This is a genomic window from Vibrio hangzhouensis (genome assembly GCF_900107935.1).
Lineage (GTDB): Bacteria > Pseudomonadota > Gammaproteobacteria > Enterobacterales > Vibrionaceae > Vibrio > Vibrio hangzhouensis.
Genome location: NZ_FNVG01000008.1, coordinates 1 through 21863 on the forward strand (window position 1 = coordinate 1; position 21863 = coordinate 21863).

At 47.0% G+C, this 21863-nt stretch carries 20 protein-coding genes and 1 pseudogene; 5 read left to right on the forward strand and 16 right to left on the reverse strand.

The genetic code is table 11. The features are described 5' to 3' along the window. A pseudogene (locus tag C4S60_RS09660) lies at window positions 1-188 on the forward strand (glyoxalase); the annotation flags it as partial. Between the two features lie 633 nt (window positions 189-821). On the opposite strand, the gene mnhG reads toward C4S60_RS09660, so the two are convergent. The 6 genes from mnhG to mbhE are packed head-to-tail and all read right to left on the reverse strand — an operon-like array spanning window position 822 to window position 6311. After that, on the reverse strand, window positions 822-1118 hold the full coding sequence (mnhG, locus tag C4S60_RS09665; RefSeq protein ID WP_103880144.1) for a monovalent cation/H(+) antiporter subunit G: 297 nt from the start codon (window positions 1116-1118) through the stop codon (window positions 822-824). Further along, window positions 1118-1432 (reverse strand): cation:proton antiporter, encoded by a 315-nt coding sequence (locus C4S60_RS09670; RefSeq protein ID WP_103880145.1) that lies wholly within the window; start codon window positions 1430-1432, stop codon window positions 1118-1120. The genes mnhG and C4S60_RS09670 overlap by 1 nt, the downstream gene beginning before the upstream one ends. Then, the gene (locus C4S60_RS09675; protein WP_103880146.1) at window positions 1425-1901 is read right to left on the reverse strand and encodes a Na+/H+ antiporter subunit E; all 477 of its coding nucleotides are present in this window, start codon (window positions 1899-1901) and stop codon (window positions 1425-1427) included. The genes C4S60_RS09670 and C4S60_RS09675 overlap by 8 nt, the downstream gene beginning before the upstream one ends. Continuing rightward, entirely contained in the window at window positions 1898-3391 is a 1494-nt protein-coding gene (locus C4S60_RS09680) for a proton-conducting transporter transmembrane domain-containing protein (RefSeq protein WP_103880147.1), read from the reverse strand. Before C4S60_RS09680 ends, C4S60_RS09675 begins: the two co-directional genes overlap by 4 nt. Then, entirely contained in the window at window positions 3391-3744 is a 354-nt protein-coding gene (locus C4S60_RS09685; protein WP_103880148.1) for a Na+/H+ antiporter subunit C, read from the reverse strand. The genes C4S60_RS09680 and C4S60_RS09685 overlap by 1 nt, the downstream gene beginning before the upstream one ends. Next, window positions 3744-6311 carry a hydrogen gas-evolving membrane-bound hydrogenase subunit E gene (mbhE, locus tag C4S60_RS09690; protein WP_425275119.1) on the reverse strand — a complete coding sequence of 856 codons (2568 nt, stop codon included), beginning with the start codon at window positions 6309-6311 and terminating at the stop codon, window positions 3744-3746. The genes C4S60_RS09685 and mbhE overlap by 1 nt, the downstream gene beginning before the upstream one ends. Window positions 6312-6993: 682 nt before the next feature. Here mbhE and C4S60_RS09695 point away from each other — a divergent pair. Beyond that, window positions 6994-7440, forward strand: a complete 447-nt coding sequence (locus C4S60_RS09695; RefSeq protein ID WP_103880149.1) for a hypothetical protein — start codon at window positions 6994-6996, stop codon at window positions 7438-7440. 367 nt (window positions 7441-7807) lie between these two features. Here the strand turns inward: C4S60_RS09695 and C4S60_RS09700 are convergent, their stop codons facing one another. The 8 genes from C4S60_RS09700 to tyrR form a co-directional block, all read right to left on the reverse strand. Further along, window positions 7808-8095 (reverse strand): rhodanese-like domain-containing protein, encoded by a 288-nt coding sequence (locus C4S60_RS09700; RefSeq protein WP_425275120.1) that lies wholly within the window; start codon window positions 8093-8095, stop codon window positions 7808-7810. Window positions 8096-8244: 149 nt separating this feature from the next. Next, the gene (locus C4S60_RS09705) at window positions 8245-8718 is read right to left on the reverse strand and encodes a response regulator (RefSeq protein ID WP_103880151.1); all 474 of its coding nucleotides are present in this window, start codon (window positions 8716-8718) and stop codon (window positions 8245-8247) included. Beyond that, window positions 8705-10030 carry an ATP-binding protein gene (locus C4S60_RS09710; protein WP_103880152.1) on the reverse strand — a complete coding sequence of 442 codons (1326 nt, stop codon included), beginning with the start codon at window positions 10028-10030 and terminating at the stop codon, window positions 8705-8707. The genes C4S60_RS09705 and C4S60_RS09710 overlap by 14 nt, the downstream gene beginning before the upstream one ends. A 7-nt stretch (window positions 10031-10037) precedes the next feature. Further along, window positions 10038-11456, reverse strand: coding sequence for an SLC13 family permease (locus tag C4S60_RS09715; RefSeq protein WP_103880153.1), 1419 nt, complete (start codon window positions 11454-11456; stop codon window positions 10038-10040). Between the two features lie 262 nt (window positions 11457-11718). Further along, entirely contained in the window at window positions 11719-12192 is a 474-nt protein-coding gene (locus C4S60_RS09720) for a DUF2947 domain-containing protein (RefSeq protein ID WP_103880154.1), read from the reverse strand. Window positions 12193-12200: 8 nt separating this feature from the next. Next, window positions 12201-12791, reverse strand: coding sequence for an HD domain-containing protein (locus C4S60_RS09725; protein ID WP_103880155.1), 591 nt, complete (start codon window positions 12789-12791; stop codon window positions 12201-12203). Further along, entirely contained in the window at window positions 12788-13366 is a 579-nt protein-coding gene (gene rimJ, locus C4S60_RS09730; protein ID WP_103880156.1) for a ribosomal protein S5-alanine N-acetyltransferase, read from the reverse strand. Before rimJ ends, C4S60_RS09725 begins: the two co-directional genes overlap by 4 nt. Next, window positions 13366-14907 carry a transcriptional regulator TyrR gene (tyrR, locus tag C4S60_RS09735; RefSeq protein WP_103880157.1) on the reverse strand — a complete coding sequence of 514 codons (1542 nt, stop codon included), beginning with the start codon at window positions 14905-14907 and terminating at the stop codon, window positions 13366-13368. Before tyrR ends, rimJ begins: the two co-directional genes overlap by 1 nt. Window positions 14908-15186: 279 nt before the next feature. Here tyrR and C4S60_RS09740 point away from each other — a divergent pair, with 279 nt between their 5' ends. Beyond that, window positions 15187-16074, forward strand: coding sequence for a DMT family transporter (locus tag C4S60_RS09740; protein WP_103880158.1), 888 nt, complete (start codon window positions 15187-15189; stop codon window positions 16072-16074). A gap of 55 nt (window positions 16075-16129) precedes the next feature. Here the strand turns inward: C4S60_RS09740 and glpD are convergent, their stop codons facing one another. Then, window positions 16130-17659 carry a glycerol-3-phosphate dehydrogenase gene (gene glpD, locus C4S60_RS09745; protein WP_167390970.1) on the reverse strand — a complete coding sequence of 510 codons (1530 nt, stop codon included), beginning with the start codon at window positions 17657-17659 and terminating at the stop codon, window positions 16130-16132. Between the two features lie 280 nt (window positions 17660-17939). Here glpD and glpK point away from each other — a divergent pair, with 280 nt between their 5' ends. Continuing rightward, window positions 17940-19433, forward strand: a complete 1494-nt coding sequence (gene glpK / locus C4S60_RS09750) for a glycerol kinase GlpK (protein ID WP_103880160.1) — start codon at window positions 17940-17942, stop codon at window positions 19431-19433. Between the two features lie 170 nt (window positions 19434-19603). Further along, complete coding sequence (locus C4S60_RS09755; protein WP_103880161.1) at window positions 19604-20905, forward strand: alpha/beta fold hydrolase; 1302 nt, start codon at window positions 19604-19606, stop codon at window positions 20903-20905. A 1-nt stretch (window position 20906) separates the two neighbouring features. Here the strand turns inward: C4S60_RS09755 and C4S60_RS09760 are convergent, their stop codons facing one another. After that, complete coding sequence (locus C4S60_RS09760; RefSeq protein WP_103880162.1) at window positions 20907-21800, reverse strand: LysR substrate-binding domain-containing protein; 894 nt, start codon at window positions 21798-21800, stop codon at window positions 20907-20909. Window positions 21801-21863: the final 63 nt, after the last annotated feature.

Genomic DNA, 21863 nt, shown 5'->3' on the forward strand with positions numbered 1-21863 from the left:
ATGATTTCGAGGGTGCTATCGCACGTACTGAACAATACGGTGGTAAGGTTCGCATGGACATTATGCGTTACCACCCAGAAGATGACAGCAAGCCAGCTAAAATGGTGTATCTGGAAGACCCGTTTGGTAACCTCTTCGAGCTATATTCGCACACTTACGAAGAAACTTACGCTTCTGATTACGAGTAAGTCCCGATTTACTCAAGTGACCCCAAGATGCAGGACTCAGAGCTGCATCAAGGTGTTCAGTTCAAGGAAAATAGTTGAAGGAATGGCTATTCCCTTTCGAAGCTATTTGACGCAGAAATGGGCACCTTGATGAGCTCCCAAAGGGCGAGTTTACTTGAGTATAAATATCAAAAGAGGATTGGCAGTCAAGCCAGTCCTCTTTTCGCTTTATTCTCGCAGACACTACTTTCCAATCACTAAACTAACTAAAAACAGAGTACAAGTGATCATAAGTAGTATTATTTCTTTCCTACGCATAATATCTCCTTCAATTTCTCATATTAACGAACTAAGAACTTCACCTAATGGAGCTCGGAGTTTACTTTTCTACAAATTGCTTTGTTAAAAATAGAGGAGTGGACAAAACACTTTACTATTTTACTTATCCCTAGTTAGCGGGCAATCAAATCCACCCAGCCAGAGGTTACTTTCAGTAGACATTTAAACCCAAGCCACACTAATACAATTCTCTAAATAAAGTTACTCAAATAAGAACAATGAAATATTTAGAAATTAACTCAAAGCGCCAATAATATAATTGGGAGCACGAAGGAGTAGGCTCCTTATCGCGGAAACCTACCCCTTACGCACTGCTTACTTCTTTCGGCGCCACATCTTGTAACCGTTCGCGTGCATGCTCTTACCTAAAAGATGAGTCGCGACCGGAGCCGTCAGCAAGATAAACAGCATGGTACCAAGTACTCTGGAAACAACTGACACATCAGGAATGCCCATGGCTACTGCCGCTAATAACGCGGTTAAACCCATGGTATTTGCCTTGGTTGAGGCGTGCATTCGAGTATATAAGTCTGGCATTCTCAGTACCCCTAAGCTGGCAACGACAACGAAGAATGTGCCCAGACAGAGTAAGATTCCTGTTAATATTTCCATTAGTGTTCTCCTTCAGTCCGTTCAGTGTGAGCACTTTCTCCTTCGACACTTCGCTTGGCAATAAAACCGGCAAATGCGATAGTTCCTAAAAAGGCTACCAAACCTAAAGTAATAGCAACATCTAATAATGATTTTTGACCGCTATCAAGAGTATGAACAGCAATAAAGCCCACCGTAATAAATGCAATTAAGTCGAGTGCAACCACTCTGTCCGCAAGCGTCGGCCCTTTAATTAATCGAATAAATACCATTGCCAAGCTAAATAGTAGCCCTGCGTATGACAGAGTAATGGTAAATTGCAACCAATTATCCACGAGTCACCTCCAAAATACGTTTTTCCATTCCCTCTTTAATCGAACGAATGACATCTTCATGTTTAGGAGCAAACATGGCATGCACGACCAAATGTTTTCTGTCTTCGGTCACATCAAGACTCAAGCTCCCCGGAGTCAAAGACACCATGTTGGCCAACAGAGTGATCTCTAGGTCAGATTTAACGTCGAGAGGCACATAAACAATATCCGGATCGCTGAGGTGCGTCGGTGTCAACACATCCCACACAACCTGGGCAGCTGATACCACCATTTCATAGCAGAAGCACAAGAACAGTTTGAGCACAGCGCTGAATCGCGAGAAATAACTGGCTTTCAGGCCGAATGGCTGGCTTAAGCGCAGGGCAAAAAAGCCCACGGTGAAACCGACCACAAAATTCAGTCCTGTATACTCACCATTGATGAGCATCCATGCGCCCGCCAAAAAAACATTCAAAAAGAAGTAGTTCATACCCCACCCCCTAAAACAGCATGAATATACGCACTAGGATCAAGTAACTGTTCTGCTGCTCCAACAGCGAACTGGAAAAAAGGCTCGGCCGCGAAGCCAATTACCAGCGTCATCGAAGTCAGAGTCACAATAGGCACGTAGTAAAGCAGACGTGTCTGCTTAGGCAGTGCGATTGCCTCTGTTTTCTCAGGTCGTGCCTTCCAGAAAACTTCACTCCAGATTTTGGTCATCGAAAAGACCGTCAGTAGCCCGACAAACAAGGCCACACCCGCCAGCCAGTAATGCTCTGTCTGCAAACTGTCCTTGATCACCAGGAATTTACCCCAGAATCCTGACAGCGGAGGGAAGCCAGCCAACGAAAAAGCAGGAATAATAAACAAAAAAGCCAACAAGGGCGCGGACTTGTAGACACCGCCAAGACGACTTAACTCACTCGTACCGTACTTGCGTTCAACCAAACCACCGATGAGAAACAGATTCGCCTTTACAATGATATGGTGCACGATATAGAAAATGGCACCAGCCAGAGCAAGCGGTGTATACAGTGCCAGACCCATCACCATATATCCAATCTGGCTGATAATATGGAACGACAGAATTTTCTTTACGTTAAATTGGCTGGCAGCCCCAAGTACTCCTGTAAGCATGGTCAGCCCTGCCACCCAAAGCATGACCGGTTGCCAACCGCTGTCTGCCAGAGGGAAGACTAAGGTGAATACACGCATTAGCGCATAAATACCCACTTTCGTTAGCAACGCCGCAAACAGAGCGACAACGCCACTTGGCAGCGTATGATAAGACGCAGGAAGCCAGGCAAACAGTGGAAACAATGCCGACTTGATGGCAAATCCAAACAGGAATAACACCGCCAACAGAGCTTTCGTCTCTGGCGCAATCTCGGCGGCTTTGACATGAAGATCCGCCAGATTAAGTGTCCCGGTCGCTCCATAGAGTAATCCAATCGCCAGCAAGAACGTCAGAGTAGAGATCAAATTAAGCATGACATACTTGACGGCTCCATCGACCTGGTCTCTTTCTGCATCAAGAACCATCAATCCAAAAGAGGCTATCAGCATCACTTCAAACCAGACATACAGGTTGAAAATGTCTCCCGTCAAAAAGGCGCCATAGACCCCCGCCAACAAGACGTGCATCAGAGCATGAAACAACCCATATGAAGGCTTTGAACGAAGATCGGCCATAGCGTAGAACACACTGACGACACCCACAATCGCAGTAATGGTGACCATAGCCGCACTCAAAAAGTCTGCGACAAATACGATACCAAAAGGCGCGACCCATTGGCCAAAGGCCACCGCTTGTGGTCCCTGCTGAATCACATTGGTCAGCAAGATCACGCTGCCTAATAGAGTAAACAGAGCACTGATGCCACTGATGCACTCTACTGTACGAGCCTGATGACGCGTGAAAAACACCAGCGCAGCCGTCAGTACAGACACTGCGACAGGTAAGGTTAACCATACTGACATTACTGGCTCTCCTCTGAGTATTTCATCTGATCCACATCAGCTGAACGCGTTTCTTCATACGCTCGATAGAATAAAACCAAGGTGAACACCAATAATCCAAAGCCAATTACAATGGCCGTCAGAATCAGTGCCTGAGGCAACGGATTGGCGGCACCGACCGGAGGCAACAGAGCGCCTGAGTCAATCAAAGGAGGCTCTCCTGACGTTAGCCTGCCCGCGGTGAATATCGCCAGATTGACTGAGCTGCTAAGCAAAATTAACCCAAATAAGACGCGAAGCAGGTGTCGTTCAAGCATTAGGTAAATACCGGAAGCCACGAAAACACCAACAACCACACTCCATAGAATTTCCATTAATTGAGCTCCTCACTAACATGCAACACCATACCCATCACTCCGCCAATCACACCCAGGTAGATCCCGATGTCAAAAATTAGCGGTGTGCCTATTGGCAATACATCTTTCCACCACAACCCTGTCAGGAAAGGAACATTAAATAACAAGCTGATCGCTCCGGCGATGAAGCTCAGCAGAACGCCAAACATCGCTATACTGAACGGCGCATAGTGCAGACGCTCTCGTACGTACTTCGGAGATTCAGCAAACATCAGCAGAGACAAACCAATAACGGCGATTAACGCGCCAATAAAGCCGCCACCCGGTGAATTGTGTCCGCGCATCAACAGATACAGTGAGAACACCAACATCAGTGCAGCCACAATGTGTGAAGCGGTACCAAGGATCAAAGACTGAACCTGTTTAGTGGCAACACGACCCGGTTTAAGCAAGCTCATGGCACATAGCCCCGCCATCACGACGACGACCACTTCTCCAAAGGTATCGAACGCACGGAAATCAACCAGAATCACGTTGACAATATTACGACCATGTCCACCTGGAACGCTGTTCTGTGAGAAAAAGTCAGCGACAGAGGTGTCTATCGGCTGAGCTGTTATGTTGATAAGAATCATAGTCACCGCAAAACCAATCACACTAGCCACAACAGCATGAATCACGCGTCTGTGTACCGAATGCTTTTGAACCGTGACAAGCTTAGGTACATGGCGCATCAACAGTACCAGGAAAACCACCATCAAGGTTTCAACAAGCAGCTGGGTTTTAGCGACATCAGGTGCGCTATAAATCATGAACACGACCGTTGTCATAAAGCCGATCATTCCCAAGGCCGCAACCGCGAGTAGCTTGGTACGGGAAACTATCACCACGATCGCAGAAGCAATAAGAAGCAGAGCGACCGCGATTTCGTAAAACTTGATATCTTGCCAGGCAAACGTCTGTAACTCTGGAGATACCCTGACCTGACTTAGCAGCAACGCCGCCAATACAGCAAATGAGATCAGGCTGTATACGCTCAGTTTTTTCTGTTGCAACACCTGTGTTTGCCAATGTGCAAAGCTCATCAGCGCCTGTAATAGCTTATCGAACACTCGATTGGCGTTGGGCATTGTGATCGACGTACGCGTCCACAGCTCAAGCAGTTTTGGATATGCTTTATACACCACGCAACCCAATAGCAGCGTAATGCCACTCAACACCAATGGCAGATTGATTCCGTGCCAGAGTTTTAGTGGCTCGGGTTCAGCCAGCGGAGAAATCGAGGTGACCCCCGGAATAATGACCTGCTCATTTAACCAACTCAGGCCAAACACAGTGGCAAGGACACTGATGATCGCCAGGATAATCGGTGGTATCCAAAGTCCTTTGATCTCCTCAACAGGTTTCGCAGGAGTCGCCTCTCCCTGATATTTAGAAGAAAAAGGTTTAATCAACAGCGCTAAAACCAAAGTAACGGTCAGCGCATTCACTAGTAGCATCAGCAGTACCGACCATGAGCTGACCTCAAGTCCTGCTTTGTACATGTATTCTTTACTCAGAAACCCTGGCAAAGGGGGCACGCCGGATGTGGATAGAGCAGCAACCACAGCCGCAACAAAACTCAATTGCAGCATCGGACGCAGACCGCGTAAAGCGCCAACCTCACGCGTACCCGTTGCCTTATCAATGTTGCCGATAACCATAAACAGACCGGCCTTGTACAATGAATGGGCAACAATAAGCATCAAAGCAGATTTAAGCGCGAGTTCTGTTCCCATACCCAGTAAGAACGTCAGCTTACCCAGTACCACAGTCGTACTGTAAGCCAACATCAGTTTAAGGTCCGTCTGTTTCAGAGCCAGTAACGCACACCACAATGCCGTGAAGCCACCGGCAATAGTTAAGGTATAAAACCAGAGCTCACTTTGAGCGTAGATGGGTGACAACAGCGCAAGCAAATAGATGCCCGCTTTCACCATAGTCGCCGAGTGCAGGTATGCACTGACTGGTGTTGGCGCTGCCATTGCGTTCGGTAACCAGAAGTGGAACGGGAACTGCGCTGACTTGGTAAACGCGCCCAGTAAAATGAGCACCAGAGAAGGCACGAATAACCCATGTTCAGGAAGCATACTAGCCTGTTGCAGAATCACAGTTAACTCGTAACTGCCTGCCATATTGCCCAGCAGGATTAAACCAGCGAGCATCGCCAGCCCACCCGAACCCGTGATCAACAGCGACTGCAACGCATTCTTTCGAGACGTTGGGTTTTCATGGTTGAAACCGATTAATAAATAGGATGTGATGGTGGTCAGTTCCCAGAAAACAAACAGCAACAATATGTTGTCACTTAATACCACACCCAACATCGCCAACATAAACGCGGTCAAATAGCAGTGGAATGAGAAGCGATTTTTGTACGATTTCAGGTACGCCAGTGCATAGACTTGTACCAAGGTTCCTATCCCGCTAATCAGACACGCAAATAAGAATGACAAACCGTCGAGTCTGAAACTCAGGTTCAGACCCAGACTTGGTACCCACGGAATACTCCATTGCACACCTTCTGGATGGTACAAGTACAAGATGGAGACGAAAATCATCATCGGAAACAGAGCAAAAAGACCAAACCAATGCTGACTCCTGGTATTGAGTCCTGCATTAGGGGTGCTCGTCTGATGAATAGTCAACGCAGCCTTTTCGATGTTCAAGTTAATACTCACCTATATCAATTAAGCCGTTTAATCGCACTATATTTTCGAAGTGTCGTTTCGGACAGTCCGAATATTTAGTGTTATTTAAATCGAAATATATATGTATCCGATATCCCTAGCCTCAAATTTGCCCTTTTGAGAAAATTCAAACATAGCAAATAGGCCGCTGAAGATAACGAGCGACCTGTTGTGAACAATGGATATATACAAGCTAATTTTTCTTGGAGTGTGGCTATAAAATTGAAACGTATTCTGTTGTTAAAACGAGAGTTTTACAGCCAGCATCAATGCTTTTAATGAGCCAGCCGTCAATTTTGATGGGCGTCAGCATGTTCTTTCTCCCCAAGAACAATCGAAATTCTATCCTGAGTGATTCACTCTCTTCCATATCACATTTGTAACCAATCATTGATTAATGATAACAGCTATTTCTGGCTGTATTTCAATTAACTGATACAATTACATTTAAATGGAATTTAATACAAAGCATGTTTAATTGTAACTAATTGCTTGGACTTTCAAACCAACACTAGGCTATATAACAAGGAGTTTTAATATGAGAATTATTGCATTATCCGTTGGCCTTTTCTGCCTGCTGTCTTTGACCTCCGGTCAGGTAATGGCTGAAAAGCCAGCTTGGGTTGGCAAGGGAAAACCCGACATTGATCAGGTCAAAACGGTTGAAGAAGCCCAGACGATGGAAGAAGACATCGAAAAGCGCAAAGATGAAATCGACCAACTCATTAAAGAGAAGAAAAACAAAAAGGCTAAGAATAAGAATGGCAAGAAAAACGACAAGATCGATGATGAATTAGAAGCACTTGAGGAAGAGAAAGAAGCCCTGGAAGAGGCACAGGAAAAACTAAAAGAAAAAGAGAAAGGCTTAGAAAAACAACGAGCGAAAAAATCAGAGCAAGAGCGCAAAGAAGCAGGTAAAGGCTCGGAAACAGGACAGCAAAAACGAGAGGAAAACAGTAAAAAATGGTGGAAATTCTGGGAGTAAAAGACTCACTGATACCCCCCTACTTGTCGCTAAAACTCAAAATCCCCTTGAAAAAGGGGATCGCATCCAGCGCGCCGTGAATCCATAATAAAACCCCGTCATCCCCTTGAAAAAGGGGATCTCGTCCAGCGTGCCGTGAGCTCAATGTACGTCACTTTATCATTTATTTTCAATGAACTATGCGCTTTAAGCGATCCTCACTTTCGTGAGGATGACGGAATATTTTGGGCTGGAAGGCGCCCTCGCGCCGTGAATCCATAATAGAACCCCGTCATCCCCTTGAAAAAGGGGAGCTCGTCCAGCGTGCTGTGGATCCCATACACATGACTTTGGTGAGGACAACTGGATTCTCAGGCAATCAACAGACTCATTGCTCTGAGAGCATTTCTTCTAAACCACCGCCGTTGTGAACCTGAGTAAAACCTTTTGATTTGAGATAATTCATCGCCTGTCCGGAGCGATTGCCACTGCGGCAATACACCACGACAGGTTGGTCTTTATCCACACTGGCGAAATGACGTTGAATCTCAGAGAGCGGAAAATTCACAGAATTGTCTAAGTGTCCCTGAGCATACTCATCTGCGGTACGAACATCGACGACCCACGCACCTTGCTGAATCATCTCCCAACCTTTTTCAGCTCGCTCTGTTGCCATCACGACAGCAGATGATAATAAGCAGCTTACAGCGGTGGTGAACAATACTGGTTTTCTCATCTTTCCTCCAACTCTTTGACGATTACGCCACATCGTTAACCCTCAGCGTTTGCTGAGGGTCATATCGTACCAACTACGACGACATAGGTTTAACGTAACCTTTCAAATACTACGTTTTGATCAAGTTCCTCGTGATACGGCTGATAATCAAATCCTCTATCAAAAATATAGCTTGTTACCAGTGTACGCACACAACTGACAAGCTCTTCCGCTTTCCAGGGTTTTTCAAAGTAATGACTGACCCCTGCCGTGTTGATGGCCGTAATAGTGTCAGAATGTGTCGCTTGTCCGGTCAGTAGCACCTTTTTAGTTTCTTTGAATCGGTTGTCTCTGGAGACCTCTGTCAACAACTCTACACCGGTCATCCCTGGCATTACATGGTCTGAGATGATCACAGCAATACTCTCCCCTTCTGCGTCGAGATCGTCCATGAGATCGAGAACCTCTTCACCTGACTCACAATCTTCAATATTGAGCCAGTTTGACAGTGGCTCAAGATCTTGAACCACCGCACTCAATACCTCTCGCTGGTCATCCACACAAATGATATTAAGCTTCTCCATATGCTTCTCCTAAAGGTAACTTAACTCGAAAGATGGTGCGCTCAGGTGCGCTTTTCACCACAATCGTTCCACCATTCTCGCTAACAATTCGTTTTACAATTGACAGGCCCAACCCCAAACCAAAGGACAAGCCGCCCTTTTTAGTAGTGAAGTTTGGCTGGAATATTTTTCGTCGTGTTGATTCATCAATCTCCGGACCATTATTGGCGATGGTCACCAAGATTCGTTGGTTTGATATTTTGGTCTGAATGTCAATTTGCGGCGATTCTGTTGGCAACATGGCGTCACAGGCGTTTTTAATGATGTTACTCCATACCTGCACAAATTCCGTCGATGCGCCTCTAATTAGAGGCAAAGTAGCTGGCCTCATCCGTACCGATACACGCCGCAGATCACTTTGAAGCAAGGCTAACGCTTTATTGATGGTATCGTTGATATCCAGAAGTTCATCTGGTTCCCCATCCGTGCGTCCCAACTGTTTTACCGATTTAACGATACCAACGGTATGTTTCGCGGCAATACGCAAATCATGAAGATCTCGCCCCATCCCCCAGTATTTCAAAGCCTGAACTGGGTCATTGAGCCATGCGTCTGGCACAATCTCGCTGCCAGTCGCCCGCGCAAGTTGCTTGGCCAAATCTCTGTCGAGGCGATAACGGGACTGAATCTGCTTGGCCATTTTTCTGACCTCACTCGAAGAGACACTTTGTCCTTGCAGTAGACCCGCGTCGAAATATTGGCTCGCTTCCGGGTGCACTTCTTCCAGCAATTGGATCAAATCATGCTGCATGCGTTCAGTTTTGCTGCTGACCACACCAATCGCATTATTCAGCTCGTGTGCAATGCCCGCCGCCAACTGCCCCAAAGTGGTCATCTGCTCCGCTGTATGCAAGCGTTGCAACACTTTTTCTTTGGCCAAAGCTTCCTGTGTCGCCCTGCGTTGCCTGCGTGAAAGTTCATTGACCATCACCGGCATAAACTGGGCGTTCAGAGGCCCTAATACGTCGGGTCGTACTGCGGGCGTATTCCGGTCTATCCAGGCCAATGTCACCTCTGTTTTGGCAATCACTGTCGAAGACGCTATCCAGGTTCCAGAAAAAAAACTATGAACACCAATAAACGCACCTGAAGACGCAGTGAACAGCTTAGTCAGTTTGCCGTCCTCATCACTCTCAAAATAGCCTTCCAACTCTCCACTGAGCACATAGTACAAACGATCATTATGGCCATTTTGTCGCAGCACTACTTCATCCACAGGCAGTGTCACTTGCCTGTGACTTTGAGAAAAATAATGTCGAACTAACTGTTCCATATTTTCTCTACCCGACATGACCAACAGCGTGTAGCAACCACACGAGGGCAAAACTCAGCAAAACACCCACAATGCCCAGTACGACCCCAACTTTCGCCATTTGACTGCTTTGTACATGCCCTGTTGCGTGAGCCAGCGCATTTGGTGGCGTACTGATCGGAAGAGACATCCCTAACGACGCTGCAAAAGTCACAACAAGAATTAGGGTAATTTCGCCGCCCAGTGGTGTCAGAGAAGCCATCGATGTGCCCAACGCCGCCATAATTGGCATTAGCAAGTTCGCTGTCGCCGTATGTGACATAAAGTTCGCCATTATCAAACACAAGAAGGCAGCACCAAATAACACCGCATAAGGTGAGAATGCGTCAAATGGAATACTGTGTACTACCAGTCTCGCCAGTCCCGTTTTATCTAACGCTAAGCCGAGGGCGATACCACCAGAGACCAACCACAAAACATCCCAGGAAATCTTTTTAAGATCTTCTTTATTGATTATTCCTGTCAAAGAGAAAATCGCAACAGGGATCAAAGCGACGGTGTATGAGTTCATCCCGTGACTAGAGCCCATTAACCATAAGATAATCGTCAGTGCGAATGTAACGTACACCATGATCGCCTTCGGTGTTTTCAGAAACTTACCTTTAATCGATAGCTCAATTTTCTTTTGATCTGCACTGTAAAGGAAACTAATTAGCATCCAGGCCAGCGCCATCATCACAACAACGAAAGGGACACCAAACGCCATCCATTCGCCAAAACTAATATAGTTATCACCTACCAGATATTTCAGCGCTATCGCATTAGGAGGCGTACCGATCGGCGTACCAATACCACCAATGTTCGCCGCGACCGGAATACATAATGCAAATGCCACTCTGCCCGGATCTTTAGGGCCAAACACCGCTATAACCGGCGTTAAAATCGACAACATCATTGCTGTCGTCGCCGTATTGGACATAAACATCGAGAAAATGCCCGTTATCAGCATGAGACCTAGCATCACGAACTTTGGATCGCTACCAAATGGCTTTAATAACACCCTGGCCAGGTTTACATCAAGACGATATTTGGTGGCTGCCATGGCTAGAAAAAAGCCACCTAAAAACAGCATGATAATCGGGCTAGCAAAGGTCGCCATTATTTCGTTGTACTTAAGTAACTCGCCAAAATGAGGTTGCCCTTCACTCAGTCGAAACAAGTAAATGCCTTTATTCGACACAAGCAAGAGTTCCAGCACAATGATCACCACAGATGTGGCGTAGATTGGGATTGGCTCAAACACCCAACATAGTGCAGCGAGAAGAAAAATTGCAATGACGCGCTGCTGAATAATCGTCAGTCCGTCGAAAGGAAATGCCGATAGAGGCAAAAGCAAAACAATCAAGGGGATAGATATCGGAATGATATACTTTAAATATTTTTGCATGGTACTGCTCATCCTGAGAAATATTATACTGTGAGCAGTATCACGCTGCTATGCAGCTGCCTACTTAGCGTAGGATCAAAGTTTTGGCATATAAATCAGGAAGATTCTTGGAGTGTGAATTAGGTAACAATTTGTTATCGCTTTCACAAAAACTATTGACGCCACCAAAGACAACTATCGAGTCAAAGATACGTCGAGATCGATTTTGCCCGCAAACGTTAAGAGCGAGTACAAAAAAGCCAGCATCAGCTGGCTAGTATCATTATTTACGCTTGCCCAGTTTTACGGTGCCGTCTGTCGAAAACCAAAGCGCTTCAGAGCGGCGGCGGCCTAAGAGAATCGGGCCATCATCGTAAAACAAAAAGTTTTTCCAGTATTTTTTAAATACTGACCACTTGGTTTCGATAACATTGTATTTTTCATAGCAAAAATAAACCGTTACATCATCTTGCCAGTCGATGAAGTCACTCACCTCCTGGGGCAAATCATTTTCGTCGGCTTCCCAGGCTTTCATCCAGTCGACTTCGTCCTTCCAATTACTCTCTTTCATTGGCCAGTCCTGAGAGCTTAGTCGTTCAGCATCCGGACTCTGAGCGCTCACATTCTCTTTCCAGAACTGGGCGGCTCTTGCTTGTGTCATTGGTTTGATATGTGGCCAATCTTCGTCTGGTACAGGCATTGATTGGTGGGTAAAAATCCATTTTCTTTGGTATTCATCCAAAGTCGTGTAAGACATTGCGTCTCCTAATTTCTTAACCAGCCGTTCGCGGCGGCTTCTTCTATGAGAGATTTTGCTTTATCCCAAAGGACTTGTGAACCTTTTTCTATTTTCTGGTTCACTTGCAGCACCTGCTGCTGAGTTACCTGGTTCTCAATCCAGCTCTGCCCCTCATTGTGATAGTTGAGCAGCATTGGGATCAGACGGTCTAGTGCCTTCGCAAATTTGGCTTCAGCAGACTCTGCCTGTTCAAATTCACGCCATAAGGCAAACAACTCTTCACCCTGATCGTCAGGTAGCAGACCAAATAACCGTTGTGCGGCTTCCAGTTCTTTCTGCTCCTGCTCCAAAGAGGCGTGAGCATCGTAGACAAATGTGTCCCCCGCATCAATTTCAACCACATCGTGCAACAGTAACATTTTGACTACTTTAGCAATATCAACCGGTTCATTGGCGTGTTCTTGCAGTAGCAGAGCCATCATAGCCACATGCCAGCTGTGTTCGGCACTGTTTTCCAACCTTCCCTGCGCGCTGCGCACGCGGGTTCTTCTTAGGACTGACTTAAGCTTGTCGAGTTCTATCAACAGGTTTAGCTGCTGTTCGAGACGCTGGCTCATGATGACTCCCAGTCTGGGTTATGCAAAGCCGTAAGAACGTGGTCTTGCCACTGACCGTTAATCAAAAGGTAGTCTTTCGCATACCCTTCTCTCTCAAATCCCATGGCAGTTAACACGGCTTCACTTCGAAGGTTATGAGGCATGTAACTCGCGGCAATTCGATGCATTTTCTGTACATCAAACATGTAAGGCAACGCCATACTTAGCGCCTTGCGCATGGTTCCTTTACCCTGTGCACTTTCAGCCAGAGAATAACCCAGATTACAGGAGTGAAATGGGAAACGAACAAGATTACTAAAAGAAATCGTGCCCTGCATTTGGTTGGTGTCAGCATCAAAGATGAGGCAGTAATATGCCAACCCCAATCGATGAAGCTCTTCTAATTTGACCAGCTTACCCGCCCAGGAGTCGACTTTATAAAAGTCTTCGTCGCGTTTCGGCTCCCAAGGCTCTAGAAATTGGCGATTGTCCTGAAAATAACGAGCGATGGTATACGCATCAGAGGGACGCGACGTCCTGACCAGTATGTTCCCTTCACGGCGATGCAACTGCACCGCCGAGCTAAGATCTTCCATTAATTCTTCCTGATGTTGTAATCACGCAGTTTGTTAGCAATTGAGGTGTGTGACACATTGAGTCGCTTGGCCAACTTGCGACTCGATGGGAATGACTGATACAGCTTTTCAAGGACACGAGACTCGTAATCCTTCATGATATCGTCGAGGGAACCGTCCACATTCAGATTGACACTACCGGAGCTGACCGCTTCCAGTTTGGGCAGATTGAAGTCTTCCAGTTCCAGCTTGCTTCCCGCCATTTGAGTTAAGGCGCGAAGCACCATATTATCCAGCTGCCTCATATTTCCGGGCCATGGATAGTTGCTTAGTGCTTTGACAAGATCATCACGGCTTTCAGGTTTAGCGATACCCAGTTTATTACTGTGTTTGGCAACAAATAGCTCGAGCAAAGGCGCAATATCACTGGCGCGCTCACGCAATGGTGGGATACTGAGCGTTAAAACATTCAGTCGGTAGTACAAATCTTCACGGAACGAACCTTGCTCCGCAAGATCTGCCAGATTATGACGAGTCGAAGCGATAATACGCACATCAACGTGCACTTCATGCTCCTCTCCCACGCGCCTGAACGTTCCATCTTGTAAGAAGCGCAACAGTTTGATCTGCAAATGCGGACTCATCTCACCGATTTCGTCCAACAGAACCGTTCCGCCATTCGCTTGCTCAAAGATCCCTTTATGCCCATGTTCATGATTGAATGAGCCTGGCGCATGGCCAAACAATTCGGTTTCCGCCACATCATCTGGCATGGAAGCGCAACTTAACACCAAAAACGGATGGGACGCACGGTTCGAGCGATTATGGCAGGCTTTCGCCAGCATCTCTTTACCCGTGCCGGTTTCACCTTCGATTAACAACGGCTGGTCCAGCATCGCAAGCTTCTTAGCTTGACTCATCAATGCCTTATGACGATTGGACAGTCCTACAAAGTGCTCAAATCCCAAAGTGTTGCTGTCTGCAAGGACTTCAGGGGCAGTTGCTCCATTTGTGGGATGAATGCTCATTACTGCACTGGCCAGTACAGTCTCGTTCGACTCACCTGTGATATATACGGGCAGAATTTCCATGGTGTAGTCGAGGCCATCAATGACAATCGCCTGCTTTTGTCTTGAGATGTCACCTTCTATCCATTTGGCGAAGTTGAAACTTGGTAGTAGTTGAGAGATCAATTGGCCAATCGCCTCTTCCTCACTCTTCGCCAATAGCTTAAGCGCTGCATGATTCGCCATGTCAACGGCTCCCTTCAGATCGATAGAGAGCACCGGATAAGGCAGATTGGTCAGTAGGGAGACAAGTTCCGTGTTATGTCTTTCACTTGGCATAAACTGGATCTTTCTTACATCTTTTACGCCCGAAATCCGACGAATTTCAGCCATCAGTTCACGAAATGTCTCAAAGTCGATATCTGGACAGTTCAGATAGATAATCCCAGACGTGTCGATTTCTATTCCACGTAAATCAATACTGTTAGACGCCAGAATATCCAATAGCTCACGAGTCAGACCGAGTCTGTCTTCGCAGAAAACCTCTAAACGCACTTTGTCTTCCTGTAGAAAGTGTCACGAAATGTTGACAGTAAGTGTGTATGACAACCGGTTTGTCGTCAACCAAAACAGTGCTGTAACTCCCCGACATGACTCTTTTTTATACGAATTTTGGCGCGGCAAGTGTCTTCAACGCTAAACCCGCTCCACAACCATTTATATTCAAGTGACCTTTCCTGTTTTATCTACCGATGAGCTCGATATATCTGTGGTTTATCAACGTCGATTGGCGCAAAATAGGAAAAAACAAAGAATAACAACAAGAACAATGTCATGACGTCAAAATATCGCGCTGAATTCATACTGATTATTACTACATTACTGGCTGGCGCTGGATGGGTATTTTCTAAAGAAGCCATCCAAGGATTACCCCCATTCGGCTTTATCGGATTACGATTTGTCTTTGCTTCACTTATCCTGTTGCCATTTTGCCTGCGTGCATTAAAAGCGGCATCGTTGGCTGACTGTCTTCGAGCGATGAGCGTTGGCTGTTTTTTGGGAAGCGCCATATTCTGCTGGATCTACGCAATATCGATCAGCGACACTCTGGGTGAAGGTGCTTTCATCATGAGCCTTTCGATGTTATTCGTACCTATCGTTGCCTGGATAATGTTTAAGACCAAGCCTATACGCGCGTTCTGGCTATCACTGCCCATCGCAGTAGCAGGTTTGTTTTTGCTATCTTGGCGAGGCAGTTGGCAGATCGATGCCAGCCAACTCTGGTTTTTGGGCTCAGCTGTTGGTCTAGCACTGCATTTCAACTTCAACAGCAAATACTCAGTCAGACTGTCCACTATGCTGCTAACGACGCTACAGTTATTTTCTACTGGCTGTTTGGGGATTGTGTTGTCGCTCATGTTTGAGAGCTGGCCAGATCAGATTTCTGCGACCACGTGGAACTGGTTTGTACTGAGCGTTCTGCTGGCAACAAGTCTGCGATACCTGATGCAGACCACAGGGCAGAAGTTCGCCCACCCAACCAACGCCGCCCTTCTGATGCTGTTGGAACCCGTGTGGACATTGATTCTAAGTGTGATTATCTACGCCGAACCCATGCCTATCAATAAAATACTCGGCTGCTTGTTGCTGCTCTTCTCGTTGATTTTCTATCGGCTCAGTTCGTTAATGACATCAAGAAAATTCAACTGCTCCCAGCAATAATCACTAGCGCCCTCACAAAGAGGGCGCTCGCGAATTCAATCTGATAGCCAAGTCACTAGCTGACGCACTTCAGTTTCGCCCCCGTTCGCTTCACCAGCAGAGCATCAAGATATTGACTCAGTTGCTCAAGTTGTTCATCCCCCAGCTCAAGACCAAGTTTGCTTCGCCGCCATAACACATCCTCAGCGGTAATTGCCCACTCGCGTTGAATCATGTGGTCCACTTCGGCCTGATACAAATCATTCCCAAAACACTGGCCAAGATCGTCATAACACGACTTGCCTTCCAAAAAGTAGGTCACGTGGGTGCCATAAGCACGCACCCAGCGTTTGATCGTTGCGCTGTTTAGCCAAGGATATTGCCCGGCAATTTGCCGTTCAAGACTGTCACGGTTCGAGAAGTTGCCCCCTGGCAATAAGGCGTCCTTGGTCCATTCTTGTCCCATATGAGGGAAAAATGGTGCCAGTTTATCCACGGCTGCCTGCCCTAACTTACGATACGTCGTCAGTTTGCCACCAAAAATAGACAGAAGTGGCGCATCATCAAACTGATCATCCAGCTCGATTGTATAATCTCGGGTTACCGCTTGAGGGTCATCGGACTCGTCATCACACAGCGGTCTGACACCAGACCAGTCAGACAGAACATCCTCTGGAGAAATCTTGTTCTTAAAATGTTGATTCACGATGTCGCACAGATAAGCAATTTCATCGTCGTCGATTTTCACCCGACTCGGATCACCTTGGTATTCCACATCCGTGGTGCCGACTACCGAGTAGTTATCCATATACGGAATCACAAAGACAATCCGTTTGTCTTCATTCTGTAGGATAAACGCATGATTGCCCTCATACATTTTGGGCACGACTATATGGCTGCCTTTAACCAATCGGATTCCACGCGGAGAAGGCATAGTGAGTTGATTATCGAAGAATCGATCAACCCAGGGCCCTGCTGCATTGACCAGCGCTTTGGTTTGAACTGTCGTTTTCTCTCCCGTGAGCGAATTTTCAATATCAACCGACCAGGCTTCACTGGTTCGCTGTGCAGCGATGCACTTTGAACGAGTAAAAATCTCAGCACCTTTTTCCTGCGCTAGCTTCGCATTGGTGACAACCAAACGCGCATCATCGACCGCACAATCTGAATATTCAAATCCAACCTTCATCTCTGGAAGCAGCGGACTGTTGTCACCAGAGAACTTGACCCCATGACTACCAGGTAGCGACACTCGTTTGCCCAAATTATCGTAAAGGAACAAACCAGTACGAATCATCCACGCAGGACGCAAATGTGGTCGGTGAGGCAACTGGAACCGAAGTGGCGAAACAAGATGGGGGGCATTTTTGAGTAACACTTCACGCTCTGCGAGCGCTTCCGAAACTAAGCGAAACTCGTAGTGTTCGAGGTATCTCAGCCCACCATGAATCAACTTGCTGCTTGCAGACGAAGTGGCAGACGCCAGGTCGTTCATTTCATAGAGCGCCACCTTCAAGCCTCGTCCAGCTGCGTCCGCAGCAACAGCAACGCCATTAATGCCGCCTCCAATTACGACTAAATCGTACGCTTTGTTTGTTACGCTCATAGTTTCCCCGTCAGACCTTTTCACTTCGCAAAATGCGCGTTTATGTTCGTTTAAATACAATATAATCATCGCAAACGAAAAGATCGAGTATTTTTTACTCCCTTAACGAAAATTTAATGAAGACTAAGGAAATCAAGGAATGAGAAGTCAACCTTTGCAAACCTTAAAAAAGTTCATTAACATTACATTCAACTATTGTTGACATTTCGACCACCGCTGTGTGCGGAAACGAACATTTCGCGATGACAGCGAAAAATGATAACGAAATAACGAGAAAGATATGGAAAGCAAGAAGAAAGTCGTCGTCGCTTTAGATCAGGGCACTACCAGCTCCCGTGCCATCCTATTTGATCATGACGCTAATACCGTTAGCTCTGCGCAACGTGAATTCACACAAATCTATCCAAAGCCCGGTTGGGTCGAACATGACCCTATGGAGATCTGGGCGACGCAACGTTCATCTCTGACTGAGGTACTGGCACAATCCGATATCGCCAATGAAGAAGTCGCCGCGATCGGCATCACCAACCAGCGAGAAACAACCATCGTCTGGGAGAAAGAAACCGGACATCCAGTCTACAACGCCATCGTCTGGCAATGCCGCCGTACCGCAGACTTTTGTGAACAACTTAAGGCAGACGGGCATGAAGCCTACATTCGTGACACGACTGGCCTTGTTGTTGACGCGTATTTCTCCGGCTCAAAAATTGCCTGGATCCTTGACCATGTAGAGGGGGCTCGTGAACGTGCGGAGAAAGGCGAATTGCTCTTCGGTACGGTCGATACTTGGCTTATCTGGAAACTCACTCACGGAAAATCTCACGTCACAGACGTCAGTAATGCTTCACGAACCATGTTGTTCAACATTCATACTCTGGATTGGGACGACAAACTGCTTGAGATCTTCAATATCCCGAGAAGCATGCTACCGGAAGTCAAATCCAGTAGTGAAGTCTACGGCTACGCGCATATAGGTGGTGGCAGCGCAGACATTCCAATCAGTGGAATCGCTGGCGATCAACAAGCGGCGCTTTTCGGCCAACAGTGTTTCAAAAAAGGTATGGTCAAAAACACTTACGGCACTGGCTGTTTCCTACTAATGAACACCGGAGACAAGCCTATTGCCTCTAAGCATGGCTTGTTGACCACGGTTGGCTACAAAGTGGGAGAACAGGTCACCTACGCTCTTGAAGGCAGTGTGTTTATGGGTGGCGCTACCATTCAATGGCTTCGTGATGAGCTGGGATTGATTCGCGATGCACAAGATACCGAGTATTTTGCCGAGAAAGTCGATGATTGTAACGGCGTGTATCTTGTTCCGGCCTTTGTCGGACTTGGCGCACCCTACTGGGATCCGCATGCACGAGGGACATTAACCGGACTTACACGCGGCACCAATCGCAATCACATCATCCGAGCAGCATTAGAGTCTATTGCCTATCAGAGTCGTGATGTATTACTGGCAATGGAGGAAGATTCCGGTATCAAGCTAAGTCAGATCCGAGTTGATGGTGGTGCGGTCGCCAATGACTTCCTGATGCAGTTTCAGGCCGATATTATGGGCAGCAAAGTGGTGCGTCCCGTGGTTCGCGAATCCACCGCTCTGGGTGCTGCCATGCTGGCAGGCTTAGCAGTAGGCTTTTGGAACAGTCAGGAAGAACTCGCTGATAAAAAAGAGATAGAGCGAACCTTTAGCCCCGAGCTAGAACGTACAGAACGGGAAGCGCTATACGGCGGCTGGCTCGAAGCCATAGGACGTACAAAAACCCGCTAACCCAATCTTGCAAAAAAGAACGCACCATTTGGTGCGTTTTTTATCTGCACATTCCTGTCTCAACTCTGGCGTTTTACTGTGAAACCCGCTAAGTTCAGCGTTTGCTGTCAGAGTAACAGCGTGTTAACTCTTTAATTACATGAAATTCTATTCTCCACGGATGCCCGAATATGACTCACACTTCCCCAGCCTTTATTGATGCCGGTGTAAAATATACACCTCACTACTTTACGGTTCCTCTCGATTATCAGGACCCATCCAAAGGATCGCTGCAACTCTTCGCCAGAGAAGTCTCTCTGGCCAAGGAGAACGCCGATAAGCCCTGGCTGGTCTTTTTTCAAGGCGGTCCTGGTTTTCCTTCACCACGCCCTAACGGCCACAATGGCTGGATAAAACGCGCTTTGCAGGACTATCGCGTGTTACTGCTCGACCAGCGTGGTACGGGGAACAGCAGTGTGATCAGTCACCAGACTCTGGCGCACCTGTCTCCAACCGAGCAAGCCGATTACTTAAGTCATTTTCGAGCCGACAATATCGTTCGTGACGCCGAATTTATTCGTCAGGCTTTTGGCGTGAAGCAGTGGGCCATCCTGGGTCAAAGCTTTGGCGGATTCTGCTCTCTGACCTATCTATCACTGTTTCCGGATAGCCTAAGCCGTGCGTACATTACAGGTGGAGTGCCTTCAATAGAGCGACATCCCGATGATGTCTATAAAGCCACTTTTAAACGTACCAAAGAGAAAAACCAGCAATTCTTTACTCAGTTCCCACATGCGCAGTCGCTTTGCAAAAAGATCGCTGACCATCTGGCGAAACACGAGGTGTTACTGCCTAATGGACAACCATTCACCGTCGAGCAATTTCAGCAAATAGGGATTAATTTTGGTGTGAGCGACAGTTTCCTTCCTACCTACTATTCTCTTGAGAATGCATTTATTGAAGTGGGTGGAGAGTCAACATTACGCTATGAGTTCCTTAACGAAATGCTGATACAACAGGCGTTTCAAACCAATCCCATTTATGCACTTTTACACGAGTCGATTTATTGTCAGGGCTTTGCATCTAGTTGGTCCGCAGAGCGAGTTCGTCAACTGCACGATGAGTTCAACTACCAATCAGGCGACAAGTATTTCTACTTCACTGGGGAAATGGTGTTCCCGTGGATGTTTGAGCAATACGAATGCTTGCAGCCACTCAAAGAAGCCGCCGACCAACTGGCAAGAAAAGACGACTGGGGCCCACTTTACAATGCTGAAGTATTAGCAAAAAACCGCGTTCCGGTCAGTTGTGCTGTCTACGCTGATGATATGTTTGTCGAGATGGACATCAGCCGGGAAACACTCGCTGGCATCCCGAATTCAAAAGCCTGGATCACCAACGAATACGAACATAATGGATTACGTGCCGATGGTGAGCGTATTCTCGATAAGCTGATCGAAATGGGTGACCACATCTATTACTGCCAAAGCTAGACTAAATCATCAACTGGCTCTGCTCTCGCAGCCAGTTTTTGAACAATCGCGTATAAGGGTCGTCGATATGGGTGATGATAAAGTACCCAGCATGTGCGGCTATCGGAGCAAAAGGGGCGACCAGTCGCCCCTGTTCGATTTCACTGCCCAGTAACGCCTGTCTGGCCAATGCCACGCCTACTCCCGCCTCCGCTGCCGACATAGCCATATCAGTACGATTGAAAAAGTGCCCTTTATTGGTCTCAAAATCGAGGTTTTGCTCAGAAGCCCAGTACAACCACTCATAATCTTTTGGCGCTCCCTGCCAAGGCATCAAATCATGAAGCAACGTAACATGACGCCAAGCCTCGCTCCCCTCGTCAAGTCCGGGGTGTTTTGCCAAATAATCCTGGCTCAACACTGGGATCAGACACTCCTCCATCAGCAATTCTGCACCTGAATGCTTATAGGGTATCGGCCCGTAGTCGATGGCAATATCGAAATCCCGGTTTTCGCTGTCCACCAGCGCGCCCTCCGCAAAAGTATGAATCTGAACATCGGGATAGTGGCGATGAAAATCTTCAAGTTTGGGCACCAACCATTTAAAAGCAAACGACGGTGTCAGCTTGAGTCTGATCTGTTTGCGCTCAGACACCCGAGTCAGTTGAAACACATTCTCTTCGATAGCGGCAAGGTGATGTCCGGTGGCATCCACAAGTCGGTGACCCTGCTCTGTCAGTCGTATACCGCGAGCGTGGCGTTCAAAAACACTAAAGCCTAACCTGTCCTCTACCTGTTGCAATTGCTGACTCACTGCACCTACTGTGAGGTTAAGCTCTTTAGCTGCACTGGTAATACTTGTATGCCGCGCGACGATGCAGATCAGATTCACTCCATTTAGCAGCGCTGATTTCATTTAAAGCCTTAAAAATATCTAAAACCTACTATTAATTCTTATTGATTGTTAATCAGATGTAAA

Bases quoted from the DNA above. Each gene is read 5' to 3' on its own strand.
- mnhG (WP_103880144.1), bottom strand. From the start codon at position 1,118: ATGGAAATATTAACAGGAATCTTACTCTGTCTGGGCACATTCTTCGTT.
- C4S60_RS09675 (WP_103880146.1), bottom strand. From the start codon at position 1,901: ATGAACTACTTCTTTTTGAATGTTTTTTTGGCGGGCGCATGGATGCTC.
- C4S60_RS09680 (WP_103880147.1), bottom strand. From the start codon at position 3,391: ATGTCAGTATGGTTAACCTTACCTGTCGCAGTGTCTGTACTGACGGCT.
- C4S60_RS09685 (WP_103880148.1), bottom strand. From the start codon at position 3,744: ATGGAAATTCTATGGAGTGTGGTTGTTGGTGTTTTCGTGGCTTCCGGT.
- C4S60_RS09695 (WP_103880149.1), top strand. From the start codon at position 6,994: ATGAGAATTATTGCATTATCCGTTGGCCTTTTCTGCCTGCTGTCTTTG.
- C4S60_RS09700 (WP_425275120.1), bottom strand. From the start codon at position 8,095: ATGGCAACAGAGCGAGCTGAAAAAGGTTGGGAGATGATTCAGCAAGGT.
- C4S60_RS09705 (WP_103880151.1), bottom strand. From the start codon at position 8,718: ATGGAGAAGCTTAATATCATTTGTGTGGATGACCAGCGAGAGGTATTG.
- C4S60_RS09710 (WP_103880152.1), bottom strand. From the start codon at position 10,030: ATGGAACAGTTAGTTCGACATTATTTTTCTCAAAGTCACAGGCAAGTG.
- C4S60_RS09715 (WP_103880153.1), bottom strand. From the start codon at position 11,456: ATGCAAAAATATTTAAAGTATATCATTCCGATATCTATCCCCTTGATT.
- C4S60_RS09720 (WP_103880154.1), bottom strand. From the start codon at position 12,192: ATGTCTTACACGACTTTGGATGAATACCAAAGAAAATGGATTTTTACC.
- C4S60_RS09725 (WP_103880155.1), bottom strand. From the start codon at position 12,791: ATGAGCCAGCGTCTCGAACAGCAGCTAAACCTGTTGATAGAACTCGAC.
- rimJ (WP_103880156.1), bottom strand. From the start codon at position 13,366: ATGGAAGATCTTAGCTCGGCGGTGCAGTTGCATCGCCGTGAAGGGAAC.
- C4S60_RS09740 (WP_103880158.1), top strand. From the start codon at position 15,187: ATGACGTCAAAATATCGCGCTGAATTCATACTGATTATTACTACATTA.
- glpD (WP_167390970.1), bottom strand. From the start codon at position 17,659: ATGAGCGTAACAAACAAAGCGTACGATTTAGTCGTAATTGGAGGCGGC.
- glpK (WP_103880160.1), top strand. From the start codon at position 17,940: ATGGAAAGCAAGAAGAAAGTCGTCGTCGCTTTAGATCAGGGCACTACC.
- C4S60_RS09755 (WP_103880161.1), top strand. From the start codon at position 19,604: ATGACTCACACTTCCCCAGCCTTTATTGATGCCGGTGTAAAATATACA.
- C4S60_RS09760 (WP_103880162.1), bottom strand. From the start codon at position 21,800: ATGAAATCAGCGCTGCTAAATGGAGTGAATCTGATCTGCATCGTCGCG.